We start from the raw sequence: 16927 nt of genomic DNA, 5'->3' as shown, positions 1-16927 counted from the left end.
CCGGTTATTTCTTTCCTTGAAATCGCATTATTCCTGACGTTCGCGCAAACGTCGGTTTTGTTTTTCTATGTCGTACGAATTTCCTCGTATTTTATCTTTGCGGAAATACTCCTGCCGGCGTATGGAGTCTTCTCTTTGTCGCTGGCGGATGTATTTGGAAAACCGGTCTGTATCGGGAGTTTGTGCAGGTGTGGCTGCTTTCGGAAGGGTATCCGCCTGAACTGTGTGTGTAAGGGTATCGCTGTCTGCCGGTGCATAGACGGGTAGTAAGCGGTAATAAGTAGGAAATTTCAGGCTGTCCTCACGTGTAGGGCGATAATTCTTGTAGGTTTTCCAGGCATTGGCATGTTTACGGTTGTGTTTCAGCATCCGTCCGTGAGGTGTAAGGTTGTTGTATATGAATCCGATGAAATCTAATCCTCCGATAACAACTCCGGCACCTAAAGAGCCTCCGACACGTCCGGAAGCACGGTCGTACATCATGCCCGTCCCTGGCGCAAGACTTTGCCCGTATTCTTCCGGCGAAACGGCACCTGGGTTGAGCTCCCAGTGGATGGTCCATTTTTTGGGGCGTCCCAGTACCAGCACATCATACACGGGGTCCTCGCCAAAGCGTGTCCATATGGTATAAGGTTCGGCACGGATGTATCCTGTGGGTTTCTTTACTTTCGTAGTGTCGATAAGGCTTCGCGGTATGCGCAGGTCTTTCTTAAATTCCATCCAGGGTTGGTTCATCGGATGTGTTTTCAGTTCTTCTTGCGGTTTTTCGATGCCGCTAAAGTCAAACTGTATCATCCGTACCGCTTCTTCATTCAGGCGGATTTCCTTATTCTTTTCCTGCGTTTGGGCAGCCAGAGGAAATGCCTCACTTGATAAGAGTATGACAAGAGTCAGTACTTTCCACTTGATGTTCCATTCTTCGTTCCTCATTTTCGCTTTTTTGTTTTTTCAACGTACTCTTCCTCCCTGCATCCAGCATTTCTGGTAATACGGTTCATCCAGTGTGCTTACAATAACTCCCTGGCTGGAGCTGGTATGGATGAACCGGTTGTTTTTCAGGTAAATGCCTACATGGGTGGCGCGACGTTTATTGCGTCCGTTGTGGAAGAATACCAAGTCTCCTTCACGCAGTTTTCCTTTGCGTATTTTGTGGCAGTTTTCTTTGCGTTGTTCGTCCGAGTTCCGTTCCAGCCGTTTGCGGTATACCTTGCGGTAAATGTTGTAGGTTAGTCCCGAACAATCTACTCCCCTTCGCGAAGTCCCTCCGGACCGATAAGGTACGCCTATCCATTTTGAGGCTTCCACGTACAAGGAATGGTTGTCATCCATTGCGATGTCCATATCCAGCCGGATGGCAGCTTGTGCCAGTTCGCGATAATTGTAGTGTGGAGCACGTGTACCGCATGCGGACAGGAGGATGAGCAGGATTGTCCCGATGAGTATATGGATATGTTTGGTCATGTTTCCTTTATTTATTGGGAAACAAATGTAATGAAAATACAAATACAGAGACGTGGAAGGCTCGGTTTTTTCGAGTAATAATAACTAATTATAGTAGAATAAAACGGAATCGTAACACTATTTTGGAATAGAAAGCATACCAGTATTCTCTCTGCAAAAGAAGTTTATCCTTTTCCGATAGGGTAGCCTTCTTTTACAGAGAGCATGTTGTTTATTCCTGTGTCTCGATTTCAAAATAGTTTTCCAGTTCCTGCTTGGCTTCATCATTGATGGGAGTAATGTCGCGGATGATTTTTCCGTGTTCCAGCAGGGCGATGCGGGTACTGATTTCGATGGTGTGTGTCAGGTTGTGGCTTGATACGAGGATGGTGGCTCCCGTTTCCTGGTTGTAGGTATGGAGCAGGTGTTTCAATGCCGATTGTGAACTGGGGTCGAGAAAATTAAACGGTTCGTCCAGTATCAGGAGTTGCGGTTGGTTGAGCAGAGCGGCAAGGATGCCCACTTTTTGCTTGTTGCCCGCCGAGAGGTTCCGGATAAGTTTCTTCTGTCCCAGTATTTCTCCGTTCATAAAGCGTTCGTAGGGTACCAGACGCTGGTCTACGGTTGTCTTGTCAAGGTTACACATCTTGCCCACAAAGTAGAAATATTCTTCGGGCGTGAGGTAATCGATAAGGAAACTTTCGTCCATATAGGCACCGGTTGTGTCTTTCCATGCTTCGCTTTGGTTCACTTCGGTTTCACCGATGTAAACATTTCCTTCGTCTGCTTTCAGCAGGTCCAGGATAAGCCGGAAGAGAGTGGTTTTTCCGGCTCCATTGTTGCCCACCAGTCCGAGGATTTCTCCGCTGTGTATGGTATAGTCGTCTACGTCAAGCACGGTACGCTTGCCATATATTTTCTTCAGATGGTTGATTGTTATATCCATTTTATGAGTTTGAAGTTTTCTGATTGTTTTATCTTGTATTCCTGAATCCTTCCATGTTCCGGTAGCGCCGTGCCATGAATCGTATGTAGATGTTGCGTATCCAGTGAGGGTGGGTAACAAATCCGATTATGCCCATGGTGCACATCACAATGTAACTTGTCGTTGCCCCCAATGCCAGTTCCAGTCCTTTATAGATAACCAGTGGCAGGGTGAACGAAGCGACCAGTATAACGGTCTGATAGGCATTGTTGCCTTGGCGTTTGCCCATCAGTCCCATATTGAGAGGGGCCGTCTTGTCATTGTACACCGCCATTTGCATCACACCGGGGAAGATGACGCCTGCTGTAAAAATCAGGTAAGTCACCGACATGAGCAAGGAGATGCTTCCTCTGAATACCGGTATCAGGCAACATACAAAGGGGATGATAAGAAGGGCACATTGTACGTAGTATTTGGCACAAAGCATATTATAAATACTTTCCCGGCGAACCATCAGCCCGTCGATGTAGTTCCCTTCTATTGCCATCGTCTGTATCAGGGTAGAAAGTCCCATTACGCAATAACAATACAGGCAAATAAAATCGTTCATGAGTCCGTCTCCATATACTTCGAAAGTCAGTGCCAGTGCAAAGAGCACCGTCAGTATGGTGAAACTCCAGAACTGGCTTCGGGGGGTCTTGTTCCGGACGAGCATCTTCAGTTCGAGCCGGATATAATCGCCTACATTTCCGTAACGGTCAAGGAAGCTATAGTCGCTGATGTGTTTGAGGCGGGTATCTTCTACGCGGGAAAGTTCGTTGTAAATAAGGTGTAGCTGCACTTTGCGGTTAAGCATACCCAGCATACCTGCCAGTATCAGGGCGCCGATGAAGGCAAGCGGATTCCACAGGATAAAGGCTTCACCTAAATTCATCGTGAAAGTGCTTACCCAGTGTGTGCCGGGTAAGAACTCAAGTAGGGCAAAGATGCCATAAACAGGCAGGCACCAGCAGATGTAGACAAATTTCTGACGCTTCAATACCCGGATGAGCATGCTCCAATAGCTGTTTGCCACGGTGAGCAGCCAAATGCCGAAAGCATATCCCAGCACTCCTGCCAGTCCGTAGAAACGGGTGACGCTAAGCAGGGCAAAGGGGATGAACAAGAAGAGCCAGAACAGATTGAACGGGTTGGCGGCTTCTCGCAGAAGGAGTGCGGCCATCACTTTCTTTTTGGGTATAGGAAGCAAGAGGAAGGGCTTGATTTCCTGTACTGGAGTAGGGAACAGAAACCTTATCAGAAAATCGAGGGCCAAGACAATGAGCAAACCTTTGTTCAAGATGTGATAAGGTTCCATGTTGGGAAAACTGTCGGAAAAAGCAGCGGGCAGCAATACCCCGAAGAAAACGAGGTATGCTGCCCAAAATGCAATTCCGATATAAATCATTACTTTGGCGAAGCGGTTTTTCTCGAACATCGGATTCCGCTTTTCGTCAAGTTTCTGTATGCGTCGGATATCGGAGTAGAGTGACATAGGCATCCGGTTTTAATTGGTATCGCCCGAAGTCATGCTCACTTCGATGCGGTTCTTTTGTGCCATTAATGTCTTGGCAAATTGCTGGAGGTCGGCATTTGTGATGCCATTCACCAGGTCGGTATATCCGGTGTGTCCGTCCATGCCTTCCCACAGGCTTCCGTAGAGCAGGCTCATCCAGTATCCGTTTTCTTTCTGGTTGGCTTCGTAGGTTTTCAGCATGTATTCTTTTACTTTAGCCAGGTCTTCAGCTTTAGGGCCTCCGGCTATAAATTCTTCGATGCCTTTGTCTATAAGCTGGCTCATGTCGGCACGCTTGGTAGGGTCGGTATCAAAAAAGATTTGTAGCGTGGCTTCTTCCTTCGGATATTTGCTGAGGTTGCCTTGTACGCTTACGCCATACGATGCTCCTGCTTCTTCGCGCACGGTCTCGGTATATTTCATTGTAAGCAGTTGCGAGAGCATACTCATCATCAGTTTATTCTTCAGGGTATATTCGCATGTGCCGCTTTCTATGATAATAACGGTTGCTTTTTGGGTTTGCAGGTCTTTGTGGAAGATGTTTTTCCACTCTCCCTTGCGGATGTCCAGCTTCGGGTCACGGAAGTTTTCCTTACGTCCCGTCGATGGCAAACCACCCAGATAAGTCTCGATGAGTGGAGTAGCGGTAGCAGGATCGATGTTGCCCACGAAAATGAAGGTAAAGTCGCTTGCATCCTTGAATCGGTCGCGATACATTTCCATTACTTTCCCGTAGTCTATCTGGTCTACCTTGTCGGCCTTGATGCGTGCGGCACGAGGATTATCACCATATAACACTTTGGTAATTGTGTCACTCAACGCCGTGTTCGGGTTTGCTTCCTGATTGGAAAGTTGAGCTTTCAGCCGGTTCTTGAATGATTCGAAAGCTGCCTGGTCGGTGCGTGGAGCGGTGAACGACAGGTAGGTGAGCTGAAGCATTGTCTCAAGGTCTTTCGGGGCACAACTTCCGTTTACGGCTTCGGTCAGGGTACGTACAGATGCTGATGCCGAAGCTACTTTTCCCGCCAATATTTTTTGGAGGTCGATGGCACTGAAGTTGCCCAGACCGCCCAAAGATACGACTTCATCGAGTACGGCGTATTGCAGGGCATCCTCATCATCGAATAGGGAGTTTCCTCCAGCACTGAACGATTGCATCCGGATTTCATCTGCCTTGAAATTGGTAGGCTTCAATACCACGCGTACTCCGTTGCTTAATGTGAGAATAGTTGATTCAAACGGTCCTTTTTCTGTATTTGTCACTTTGCCTCCAGTCGGTTTTTCTTTCATCAGTGGCTCGTCAGAAGTCTTGTCGACATAAGGTTCCAGTTTTTCAGCATTTACTTCTGCCAGTACCTTGCGGATGCTTTCCTCGGTGGGATATTTCATTCCTTCCTTGTCAGGGCAGAACAGGCATACTACCCGGTTGGTGTCGCTTACCTGTTGCTGGTAGAGTTGGTTCACACTTTCCAAGGGGATGTTGGGTACCAACTGGTTCATCATTGTGTATTTATATTCTACACTGGGGATAGGCTCTCCATCAATAAAATTAGATACGTATTGGGCTACGAACTGATTGTTTTTCATTTTATCGCGTTCGTTGTACACGTTTTCCAGGTTGCTCAGGTAATCGGCTTTTGCCCGTGCATATTCACTGGCGGTGAATCCGAATCGGTGTGCGCGTTCGATTTCTCGCATCAGAGCTTTCAGTCCGCTTTCTATTCCATCTTCTTTACAGATGGCAACACCCGTAAATGCCCGTTTTGTCTTGGCAAGGATAAAGTCCATGTCTTGCGCTCCGGCATTGATGAAGGGTGGGGTAGCAGTGAGTAGAAGTTCTTGCAAGCGGGCGTTCAGCATGTGGCTGATGGCATAGTCCATAAATGAATAGGCAAGGTATCCTACGGTGTTCTTCATTTCTGCAGGGAAAGGTTCATGTTTGTGGAATACCATGACTTGGTTGATTTCCTGTTCCTTGTCTTTGTTGATGGACACGATGGTTTCTTTATTGTCGGGCACTGGATAATGTACTCGTTCTGCGGGGTTGGCAGGCATTTGGATGGGACCGAACAGGTTCTTGATTTTCTGTTCTATCTGGTCTACGTTCACGTCACCTACTACGATAATGCCTTGTTGGTCGGGGCGGTACCATTTTTCATAATAGTCGCGCAACGCCTGATAAGGGAAATTGTCTACAACTTCCATCGTTCCGATAGGCAGGCGATAGGCATATTTGCTTCCTGCAAAGATGGTAGGGAAAGCGGTTTCGTACATACGCATCATGGCTCCGGTACGTGTACGCCATTCTTCGTGGATGACTCCGCGTTCTTTATCTATTTCTTTAGGGTCGAGAGTGAGGTCGTCTGCCCAGTCGTGCAGGATAAGGAGGCACGAATCGATGATGCCTTCACGGATGACAGGTACATCGTTGATGTTATATACCGTTTCATCGATGGAGGTGTAAGCATTCAGGTTGACACCGAATTTTACACCGATGGATTCCAGGTATTCGCGTAGTGAGTTTCCCGGAAAGTTCTTGGTACCATTGAAGCACATATGTTCAAGGAAGTGTGCCAGTCCGCGCTGGTTGTCTTCTTCCAAAATCGAACCTACTTTTTGTGCAATGTAGAAGTCTGCCTGTTTTTCGGGCAGTTCATTATGACGGATGTAGTAAGTCAGTCCGTTTTCCAGCTTACCTGTTCTTACATCAGGGTCGGTGGGAATAGGCGGCATTTGTTGTGAAAATGCTGTAGCCGCACTTCCTATCAGGAAAGCGGCAATCAGTGTCTTTCTGTAAAAGTTCTTCATTGTGGTAAGTTTTTATGAGTTTGCCACAGATTACACAGATGCCTTCTGGTGGTTTGTCTGTGTAATCTGTGGTGAAAAAAGCATCAAAGCAAGCCGTTGGTCGAAAGGTATCGTTCGGTTTCTATGGCGGCTTTGCATCCGCTTCCGGCCGCAGTGATGGCTTGCCGGTAATGGGGATCGGCAACATCACCGGCGGCGAACACGCCCGGCACACCTGTGCGTGGTGTTCCTGCTTCGGTCAGGATATATCCTGTTTCGTCAGTTTTTATCCATGGTTTGAATATGTCCGAATTCGGTTTGTGACCGATGGCAAGGAAAAATCCGTCGATAGGTACATCGTAACGCTCTTCATCGGGTTCTCCCATGCGTTTTACTACGTGCATTCCTTCCACACCGTTTTCACCATACAGACCTATGGCATTGTGTTCGAACAGCACTTGGATGTTAGGATGATTCAACACACGTTCTTGCATAATCTTGGAAGCGCGTAAATAAGGTTTGCGTACTACCAGATAGACTTGTTTCGCCAGTCCGGCAAGGTAGATAGCCTCTTCACAGGCGGTATCGCCTCCTCCTACTACGGCTACGGTCTTTTTCCGGTAGAAGAAGCCGTCGCATGTGGCGCAGGCGCTTACCCCCATGCCTGCATATTTCTTTTCGTCTTCCAGTCCCAGATATTTGGCGGTAGCTCCGGTGGCGATGATGGCGGTATCGGCGGTGATTTCTTTTTCATCATCTGTCCAGAAGTGGTAAGGAGCCTGGCTTAAGTCTGCTTTGACGATGATACCAGAGCGGATGTCTGCCCCAAAACGGGCTGCTTGCCGGCGCAGGTCATCCATCAGTACCGGTCCGGTCACTCCTTCGGGATAACCCGGAAAGTTTTCCACTTCAGTCGTAATGGTGAGTTGTCCTCCGGGTTGGATTCCTTCGTAAAGTACCGGTGCGATGTTGGCGCGTCCGGCATAGATAGCTGCCGTATATCCGGCGGGTCCTGATCCGATAATCAGGCATTTTACATGTTCTGTTGTCATATTCTTTTGATTGGTTTAATGAGATTATTCAATTCTTTTAATGAAACAAAGATAGTGTATTTTGCCGAAGTGACCAAACAATCTAAAAAACTGTTTCGTATGGACACGGAACTATATGGATTAAGCTATGCATTCAGCTACATGCGCCGGTGCATATATATTCGTTTCCTTCCTTAAGAGTTTTGATTATTGGTTGTGCAGGGTGTGGAAACAGTTTTTTCATCGCATGTCAATTACTTCCGCCTGTGGGTATTTTTTCGCATCGAAACGGAATGTGTCGTTGGTATAGGACATTCCGGTCTGATAGTCGAGTATGCGGAATTCTTGGGTTTGTCCACTGGCCAGTTTGACGGTGATATAGAGAGGCTGATAGTTTTCGGAAAGGAAAAGCACTACCGATTCGATATCACCTTTTTGGCGGGGGGTAAGGATGATTTCGTTGCCTTCTTTACCTCGTATGGTATGCTTGCCTCCATAGCGGCAATGGAAAAGCCGGTTGTAAGAGTTTATCAAAGCGTATGGATTGATGCTTTGCAGTTCGTCGGGGGAGGGGGTAGAGACGGTCACTTCTTCGTTTTGTTCCACATAACTCCATTGGGTAGTTCCGTCGAACCAGCTTTTTACGCCTCCACATTCCAGGTAGAAACATGTTCCTTTCAGGGCGAGGGTTCCTTGTTGGCTTCCCCCGAACCGGATGCTTATTCCGCCGGATTTCTGGTAAGCAGTGGCGGCTTTGCTTAAGATGGATTGGGCACGGGTGTCTTCGTTGGCTTGCAGGTTTACAGATACCAGTAAGGCTAGCAAGCAGGAGAAAAAGATACGTTTCATCATATTTATGAAGTTTTGGAATACCGCAGGTTGCATGTGCCGGAAAGAACGGTTAGGGCAATCATGCAATCTGCGGTTGGTTTTAATTTTTCAAATTGTTCATGCGCATGGCAAGGTCGTTTTCGTCCATGCAGAGCACTTCGCGTGCTTTGCTTCCATTGGCAGGACCTACGATGCCGGCACGTTCCAACTGGTCCATGATACGTCCGGCGCGGTTGTATCCGATGGAGAACTTGCGTTGGATGAGTGAGGTGGACCCTTGCTGGTGGTAGATGAGCAGGCGGGCAGCTTCTTCGAAGAGTGGGTCGAGCCGGTTCATGTCTACGTCGGCACTGCTTCCTCCTTCTGTGTCGTCTTCTACTTCGGGCAGCATGAAAGCGGTGGGATATCCCTGTTGGTGGCTGATGAAATCGACTATACGTTCTACTTCGGGCGTATCAACGAAGGCACATTGTACACGTACAGGGTCGTTGCCTTGCAGGTAGAGCATATCGCCTTTACCGATAAGCTGTTGTGCACCAGGACGGTCTAAGATGGTACGTGAGTCCATCATCGATGCTACGCGGAATGCTACGCGTGCAGGGAAGTTTGCCTTGATGGTTCCGGTGATGATGTTTGTAGTAGGCCGTTGGGTAGCGATGATGGCATGGATACCGACAGCACGTGCCAGTTGGGCAATGCGGCAGATAGGAAGCTCGATTTCCTTGCCGGCGGTCATTATCAGGTCACCGAACTCATCGATAATGATGACGATATACGGCATAAAGCGGTGTCCGTTTTCAGGGTTCAGCTGGCGGTTGATAAACTTTGCGTTGTATTCCTTGATATTACGGCATCCTGCTTTTTGCAAAAGGTCGTAGCGGGTGTCCATCTCGATACAGAGCGAGTTTAAGGTTTGCACCACTTTGGTTACATCGGTGATGATGGCGCTGTCCGAGTCGGGCAACTTGGCAAGGTAGTGCTTTTCTATCGGTGCATAGATGGCAAACTCTACTTTTTTCGGGTCGACGATGACGAATTTCAGTTCGCTAGGGTGTTTCTTATATAATAAGGAGGTGACGATGGCGTTCAATCCTACTGATTTACCTTGTCCTGTAGCACCAGCTACCAGCATGTGGGGAGCTTTTGCCAGGTCGACAATGAAAACATCGTTGGTGATGGTTTTTCCCAAAGCTACAGGGAGTTCGAATGTAGTGTCTTGGAATTTTTTACTGTTCAATATAGAGCTCATTGATACGATGCGCGGGTTGGCGTTCGGCACTTCAATACCGATGGTTCCCTTACCCGGAATAGGAGCGATGATACGGATACCCAGTGCCGAAAGGCTCAGGGCGATGTCATCTTCCAAGTTGCGGATGCGGTTGATGCGTACTCCTTCGGCAGGAGTGATTTCATACAATGTAACGGTAGGGCCTACGCTGGCCTTGATGGAACTGATTTCGATGCCAAAGCTTCGCAATACCTGGATGATACGGTCTTTGTTGGCATTTTGCTCTTGCATATCAATGGCAGGGGTGTTGTCGTTATACGAATTGAGCAGGTCGAGTGTCGGGAAGTGGTAGTGTTCCAGATCCAGCCGCGGATTGTAAGGCTGGTCTAGCGATCCACGTTCGTCTTCCTGTTCTTCTTCTTCGGGAGTTTCTTCTATTTCGAACGTGGGCTCTTCGGTCGTTTTTGCCTGAGTTTTCTGATGGATTGTCCCGGCTTCGGCTATTACCGTTTCATCGGGTTGTTTACGCATTTCGGTAGCATAGGCTGGCGTTGTGTTGTCTGCCTGGCTTTCTATGGGGTCAAGTTCTATTTCTACCGGCTGTTCGTCTTCTTTTGTGCCGGTGGCATCTGATGTGTTGTCGGGCGTATGGTGCAGGGCAGTGTTTTCCGTATCGGCCGGCTGTTGGGCAGCTTCTGTAGGGAACGCTTCTTTTCTTTTGTTCCGTTTCGGAAGGGCTGGATGGAAAGCTTTTCGTACTACTTGCATCGTTTCACGGGTAAAGAAAATGCCGATGAGTACCAAGGTAACCAGCAAAACGAGGATAAGTCCTGGTGCACCGATTTGGGAACAAATCCATTGGCTCACATTATATCCGTGCAATCCTCCAGGATAGAGGAAAGAGTCTTGAAACGTGCCTCCGAAGGCAAAGCCTAAAGTGACGGATAGCCATACCATTAATATGGAGCAGCTTACGAACCATTTCCATATGGTGAACCGGTAAGCTTTCATCAGCCTCATGCCGCAGACAATGAGGAACACCACAATAAAATATGCCGAAATCCCGAAACAATCGTTTATAAGGAATTGCGAAAGTTGGGCTCCGCGTGCTCCGGCATAGTTTTGTATGCCGTTCTGGGTTTCGAGCAATTCCCCGGGATCTGGATGTGCCAGGATACTTTGGTCGTTTCCTCCGGTAAAAAAGAATGAGCTGAATGCCAGTAGCATATAGACACCGAATATGACACAAAGCAAGCCGAGGATGAAGTGTATGGTTTCGCCTTTTATGGCGGTAAGCATCTTTTTGGGAAGGATGTTTTTCTCTTCGTTTTCTTTTGTTTCTGTCTTTTTCTTCATAATGTTATAGCAAAATGGTAAAAATCAATCGCAAATGTACGAATATTTTTTTGTATTTTTGTGCCGCAATCAAGTTTCGTTATGAAAAAGAATTTATCAGTCGTTTACGATAAAAATACAGTCGAGTTTGTAACGGTGGCTGCAGAGTTTTGTGGCTTCCTCGAGCGTGTTGGTGAAATAGAACATCCTGAGTTCGTGGATAAGGTGTTGAAGTTGCTTCCGTTGCTCTATCTGAAAGCATCAATGCTTCCGGAACATGCCGTGCGGATGGATGAGTTTGACCCTGAAGTTTTTGTAACCGAAGGTGATTACGAGCGTGTGCGTGCCGGTGTGGCATCTTTGATGGGGAGACATGATGATTACCTTGAAGTGTTTGTAGAGGATATGGTATATAGCGACACGCCTATTCATCAGACCATATCAGAGAACCTTGCCGATATTTACCAGGTGTTGAAAGATTTTGTGTGCGTGTACCGTTTGGGATTTGACCAGACGATGAATGATGCATTGGTGATTTGTCGCGAAGGGTTTGCAGAGTTCTGGGGGCAGCGTCTGGTCAATGTCATGCGTGCCTTGCATGATGTGAAATACAATACTGCTTCCGGGCAGGAGGATAATGACGGCTATACGGGAAATGATTTGTACGGTGGGCTTGAAACCGATGATGATGGTTCGGGCGACCGTTGGGAGTGAGAAAAGCATGTGAGAACTCAAAAAACATTTATGATTATATTACAGAATAAGATATCCAAACAAGAAGTGTCTGAGATGCCGAAGGTTAGTTTCTCGGGGCGCATTTTTGTTATCTACACCGAAACGGAAGCACGTAAGGCAATCGATTACTTGAACACGCATTCTGTAGTAGGGGTGGATACCGAGACACGTCCTTCTTTCCGTAAAGGGATGACTCATAAGGTCGCTCTTTTGCAAATAGCTACTTATGACACGTGTTTCTTGTTCCGCTTGAACCATTTGGGACTTCCCGATTTTCTGGAAGAATTTTTGCAGAATGATGTGTTGAAGGTAGGATTGTCGTTGCGCGATGATTTTGCTGTGCTCCGTAAGCGGAATGGAGGCGATTTGCGTGACGGAAACTGGATAGAGTTGCAGGATTATGTGCCGCATTTCGGTATTGAAGAGAAAAGTCTGCAAAAAATCTATGCATTGCTTTTTGGCAAGAAAATATCGAAGGCGCAACGCCTTTCCAATTGGGAGGCAGAGGTGCTTACTGAAGCACAGCAGTTGTATGCTGCTACAGATGCTTGGGCATGTGTGGAAATTTACAGTTATCTTGAAGACCTTCGGAGTCATGGCAACTACCGCATTGAAAAGGTAGAGGAGAAGGCTGGTGAATAGTTTCAACAGCATAGGGAGTCTTTGGGGACCTTTCTTTGTCTGATATCAATCGTTTAATCTATTAATAAATATTATATAACGTGTCATATAAAAGAGTCTATTTGAAATCCGGAAAGGAAGAATCATTGAAGCGTTTTCATCCTTGGATTTTCTCAGGTGCCATAGCTCGGGTAGAGAATGAACCGGAAGAAGGAGAAGTAGTAGATGTATATACATCGGAGAAGGAATTTATCGCTTGCGGACATTTCCAGATTGGAAGCATTGCAGTACGGGTACTTTCGTTTGTACAAGAACCGGTTGACCGTGCTTTTTGGGTACGTAAATTGTCGTGTGCACGGAAGGTACGTGAGGCTTTGGGACTGATTGGTAATCCGCAGACCAATACTTATCGCCTGGTGCATGGTGAAGGCGATAACCTGCCCGGCTTGATAGTTGATATTTATGGTAAGACGGCTGTGATGCAGGCTCATTCGGCAGGAATGCACCTGGACCGGATGGAAATAGCTGCCGCTTTGTCCGAAGTAATGGATGATACGGTTCAGAATATCTATTACAAGTCGGAAACCACGTTGCCTTTCAAGGCCGATTTGCTGGCTACTGAAAATGGATTTATCCGAGGTGGAAGTGTAGATAATGTAGCGATGGAAAATGGTTTGAAGTTTCATGTTGACTGGCTTAAAGGACAAAAAACAGGTTTTTTTGTCGACCAGCGGGAAAACCGTCGCTTATTGGAACGTTATGCAGCAGGGAGAAATGTACTTAATATGTTCTGCTATACAGGTGGATTTTCGTTCTATGCAATGCGCGGAGGTGCCAGACTGGTACATTCTGTAGACAGTTCTTCGAAAGCAATCGACCTTACTAATGAAAACGTGCAGTTGAATTTTCCTGGCGATGTGCGTCATCAGGCATTTGCCGAAGATGCATTCAAGTATCTTGATCGTATGGGAGAACAGTATGATTTGATTATTCTTGATCCACCGGCTTTTGCCAAGCACCGTGACGCACTTCGTAATGCCTTGCGTGGATATACCAAACTCAACGCAAAAGCTTTCGAGAAGATTCGTCCGGGAGGGATTCTGTTTACTTTCTCCTGTTCGCAGGTGGTAACGAAGGATAATTTTCGCAATGCGGTCTTTACAGCTGCTGCTCAGGCAGGGCGTAGTGTGCGTATCTTGCACCAGCTGACTCAGCCCGGTGACCATCCGGTAAATATCTATCATCCTGAAGGAGAATATTTGAAAGGATTGGTATTGTATGTGGAGTAACCAAAGTTGACGAGATATCATTATAAGTTGACAAGGTTTTGAGTAGTTAATGTATCAGAAAACCTTGTCAACTTATTGACGTGTCGCTATTCTACTGTGACCGATTTTGCCAAGTTCCGTGGTTGGTCTACATCTTTGCCTTTGCATACGGCAATATGGTAGGCTAATAGTTGGAGGGGAATAGTGGTAATGAGTGGTTCCAGGCATTCCAGAGTTTCTGGTATTTCGATGCATTCGTCTGCCAGTTTGCTGATTATCGTGTCGTTCGGGTTTATTAAAGCGATGATGTGCCCTTTTCGTGCCTTGATTTCCTGAATGTTGCTTATTATTTTTTCATACATTGCATTTTGTGTGGCAATGACTACTACGGGCATTTCCGTGTCTATCAAAGCGATGGGGCCATGTTTCATTTCGGCAGCCGGATAGCCTTCGGCATGAATATACGAGATTTCTTTTAATTTCAGTGCACCTTCCAATGCTACAGGATAGCTGTATCCGCGTCCTAAGTAGATGAAATTGTGTGCATATGTGAATATGCGCGATAATTCGGCAATGTTTTGGTTTTGTTTTAATACCTCTTTTATTTTTTCTGGTATCTGCTCCAGTTCGTCAATGATACAGCGGTACGTTGTGTCATTAATAAGTTGCTTTTCTTTGCTCAGTGCCAGGGCAAAGAGGGTTAGCACTGTTACCTGGCCGGTAAAGGCTTTGGTGGATGCCACCCCGATTTCGGGACCTACATGGATGTATGAACCAGTATCCGTGTTTCGTGGAATGGACGAACCTACTACGTTGCAGATGCCGTATACGAAAGCTCCTTTTTCTTTTGCCAATTCGATGGCTGCCAGCGTGTCGGCTGTTTCACCTGATTGTGAGAGGGCAATAACTACATCTCCATTGTCAATCACCGGATTGCGATAACGGAACTCCGAGGCGTATTCCACTTCCACAGGGATGCGGCAGAAGGTTTCGATGAGTTGTTTCCCGATAAGTCCGGCATGCCATGAGGTACCGCAAGCTACAATGATGAATCTTCGTGCTCCAAGCAGGCGCTCTTTATGTTCGCTTATGGCAGAGAGCTGTACTTCATGAGTCTCTTTGTTCACTCTTCCACGCATGCAGTCGTTGATGCATTCGGGTTGCTCGAATATTTCTTTCAGCATGAAATGTGGGTATCCGTCTTTTTCCAGCCGGCCGATGTTCAGGTCTATTTTTTTCACTTCGGCCAGTTGTTGTTCGTTTTCAAGATTGACTACCTTAAGTGCTTTCCCAGGTTCGAGTACCGCTATTTCATTATCCTGCAGGTAAACCACTTTGTCTGTATATTCTACGATAGGAGTAGCATCTGATGCCAGAAAAAATTCGTCACTTCCTACACCGATTATTAATGGGCTGCTTTTGCGTGCCGCAAGAATGCGGCCTGGTTGTCGTCGGTCAATAACGGCGATGGCGTATGCTCCGATAACGCGGTGTAAGGCTATCCGGATAGCATCCAGCAGGTCAATATGCGAACTGGTCTGGATGTAGTCTATGAGTTGGACCAGCACTTCGGTATCGGTCGAACTTTTAAAGGTATATCCTTTTTGTTGGAGTTGTTCGCGCAAAAGGGCGTAATTCTCAATGATACCATTATGTACCAATGCCAGGTTTCCTGATTGAGACACGTGCGGGTGAGCGTTAGCTTGGCATGGTTCTCCGTGTGTAGCCCAGCGTGTATGGGCGATGCCGATGCATCCTGTCACATCTTTTTGCGTGGTGAGTTCTTCCAGATTCAAAACTTTTCCTTTAGCTTTATACACATTTAGCTTGTGGTATTCATTGATCAGCCCTACTCCGGCACTGTCATATCCACGGTATTCCAGTCGTTTTAACCCTTTTATCAGGATGGGGTAAGCTTGTTTTTGTCCGATGTATCCTACGATTCCACACATAATTTTTTTGTTTAGTTGTTGTATTCTTTAGTAAAAAACGAATGAAGAAAGATGACTGACGGTATCTTATCTCTTGATTTTTTTACTGAATTTCTGGTATTGTAATTAGCTAAAAAGAATGTCCGCAATTAGCCGGTCCAGTTGAGTTGTAAACGCAGTACTACTGCGTTTGCCGATGAAGATATATTCGTAGGCGGATGCAGTTATATTCAACCGCGGATGCAGTATATATTCATTTTTCAGAGGTATTGTATTGGCTGAATGCGGACATTCATTATAATTAAATAGAAGAGTGCTTCAGGCAGTTTAACGGATTGTGTTGTAAGAGCGTACTAATTTTTCGTCGTTCTTTATGCCACGGATGGCAAGCCAATTCAGCACAAGCGAAATAAATGGCAAGCAAATTGCCCATGAGGGGGTGAAGCTACCGTATGCCGCCAATACAGAATAAGCATATATTCCTACTACGAGATAGTATGCTACCAAAACCACATTACTGAATATAGCCAAGCGGATTTGCCGCATACGTTTTTTATAGAAGAAAATGGTGACGAATGCAAGTAAGGCAGCTATGAACAGGAGCACAAACATTACTCCCGGTGTGTAATTTGAGGTACCGTCTGCAGCGATAACAGACAGATTGCTTAACACAGCCACACTGGTTTCTGTATAAAAATATCCCACAGGTACCGACATCGCGATTGCCAGCAGTACTGTAGCCACAAATAAATAAACTGTTTGAATACGTTGTATCATAACTAGTCTTTCTTTTCTAGAACAAAAAGACACAGAAGCGTATTCTTATACCTTTTCCCTTATTCTGGAAAGTCTGGTAACAATACGTATCTGTGTCCTGTTTTTAATTCGATTATTGCAATTTTTCTTTTTCCTTGGCCGGATTGCGGTAATATACCTTGCCTTCAATATATTCTTGGGTGGCAATCAATGTTGGTTTCGGCAATTTTTCATAATAACGTGAAATTTCAATCTGCTCCCTGTTCTCGAACACTTCCTCCAAATTATCATTGTAAGAAGCAAATTCTTGAAGTTTTTTAGACAAATCGTTCTTCATTTCTACGCCGATCTGATTTGCGCGCTTACCGATAATAGCTACGGTTTCATAGATATTACCCGTGTCTTCACACAATTCCATCAGGTTACGGGTAATGGTATTGGTCGGAGCGTTTGTTTTTTTGTAATCCATAATTTTACTTTATTA

At 46.2% G+C, this 16927-nt stretch carries 14 protein-coding genes; 3 read left to right on the top strand and 11 right to left on the bottom strand.

The genetic code is table 11. The annotated features are described in order from the left end of the window. Positions 1–27: 27 nt before the first annotated feature. From H9625_RS00900 to H9625_RS00865, 8 genes are all read right to left on the bottom strand, one after another. Positions 28–930 carry a hypothetical protein gene (locus H9625_RS00900; protein WP_022039347.1) on the bottom strand — a complete coding sequence of 301 codons (903 nt, stop codon included), beginning with the start codon at positions 928–930 and terminating at the stop codon, positions 28–30. Positions 931–948: 18 nt separating this feature from the next. Then, positions 949–1461, bottom strand: a complete 513-nt coding sequence (locus tag H9625_RS00895; RefSeq protein WP_191762757.1) for a C40 family peptidase — start codon at positions 1459–1461, stop codon at positions 949–951. A gap of 211 nt (positions 1462–1672) precedes the next feature. Continuing rightward, positions 1673–2386, bottom strand: a complete 714-nt coding sequence (locus H9625_RS00890) for an ABC transporter ATP-binding protein (RefSeq protein ID WP_087247410.1) — start codon at positions 2384–2386, stop codon at positions 1673–1675. 28 nt (positions 2387–2414) lie between these two features. After that, positions 2415–3899, bottom strand: coding sequence for a DUF5687 family protein (locus tag H9625_RS00885; RefSeq protein ID WP_087209422.1), 1485 nt, complete (start codon positions 3897–3899; stop codon positions 2415–2417). 12 nt (positions 3900–3911) lie between these two features. Then, entirely contained in the window at positions 3912–6728 is a 2817-nt protein-coding gene (locus tag H9625_RS00880; RefSeq protein WP_191762756.1) for a M16 family metallopeptidase, read from the bottom strand. Between the two features lie 83 nt (positions 6729–6811). Then, a complete protein-coding gene (gene trxB, locus H9625_RS00875; protein WP_191762755.1) occupies positions 6812–7759 on the bottom strand; it encodes a thioredoxin-disulfide reductase in 948 nt (315 codons plus the stop codon). A gap of 219 nt (positions 7760–7978) precedes the next feature. Next, positions 7979–8590: a LolA-like putative outer membrane lipoprotein chaperone gene (locus tag H9625_RS00870; RefSeq protein ID WP_225226170.1), complete on the bottom strand. Its 612-nt coding sequence runs from the start codon at positions 8588–8590 to the stop codon at positions 7979–7981. Positions 8591–8669: 79 nt separating this feature from the next. Further along, positions 8670–11153 carry an FtsK/SpoIIIE family DNA translocase gene (locus tag H9625_RS00865; RefSeq protein WP_022039340.1) on the bottom strand — a complete coding sequence of 828 codons (2484 nt, stop codon included), beginning with the start codon at positions 11151–11153 and terminating at the stop codon, positions 8670–8672. 81 nt (positions 11154–11234) lie between these two features. Here H9625_RS00865 and H9625_RS00860 point away from each other — a divergent pair, with 81 nt between their 5' ends. From H9625_RS00860 to H9625_RS00850, 3 genes are all read left to right on the top strand, one after another. Then, positions 11235–11846 carry a DUF5063 domain-containing protein gene (locus H9625_RS00860; RefSeq protein ID WP_191762754.1) on the top strand — a complete coding sequence of 204 codons (612 nt, stop codon included), beginning with the start codon at positions 11235–11237 and terminating at the stop codon, positions 11844–11846. 30 nt (positions 11847–11876) lie between these two features. Beyond that, positions 11877–12509 (top strand): 3'-5' exonuclease, encoded by a 633-nt coding sequence (locus tag H9625_RS00855; protein WP_022039338.1) that lies wholly within the window; start codon positions 11877–11879, stop codon positions 12507–12509. An 80-nt stretch (positions 12510–12589) separates the two neighbouring features. Beyond that, complete coding sequence (locus tag H9625_RS00850) at positions 12590–13777, top strand: class I SAM-dependent rRNA methyltransferase (RefSeq protein ID WP_022039337.1); 1188 nt, start codon at positions 12590–12592, stop codon at positions 13775–13777. A gap of 86 nt (positions 13778–13863) precedes the next feature. Here H9625_RS00850 and glmS read toward each other — a convergent pair whose 3' ends face one another. The 3 genes from glmS to H9625_RS00835 all read right to left on the bottom strand — a co-directional run bounded on the left by glmS (position 13864) and on the right by H9625_RS00835 (position 16912). Beyond that, complete coding sequence (gene glmS, locus H9625_RS00845; protein WP_087247400.1) at positions 13864–15708, bottom strand: glutamine--fructose-6-phosphate transaminase (isomerizing); 1845 nt, start codon at positions 15706–15708, stop codon at positions 13864–13866. A 306-nt stretch (positions 15709–16014) separates the two neighbouring features. Further along, complete coding sequence (locus H9625_RS00840) at positions 16015–16464, bottom strand: DUF4293 domain-containing protein (RefSeq protein ID WP_022039335.1); 450 nt, start codon at positions 16462–16464, stop codon at positions 16015–16017. A gap of 112 nt (positions 16465–16576) precedes the next feature. Continuing rightward, complete coding sequence (locus H9625_RS00835; protein WP_022039334.1) at positions 16577–16912, bottom strand: DNA-directed RNA polymerase subunit omega; 336 nt, start codon at positions 16910–16912, stop codon at positions 16577–16579. Positions 16913–16927: the final 15 nt, after the last annotated feature.

Source organism: Phocaeicola intestinalis (genome assembly GCF_014837065.1).
GTDB lineage: Bacteria > Bacteroidota > Bacteroidia > Bacteroidales > Bacteroidaceae > Phocaeicola > Phocaeicola intestinalis.
This window is presented reverse-complemented; position numbering and strand designations above follow the sequence as displayed.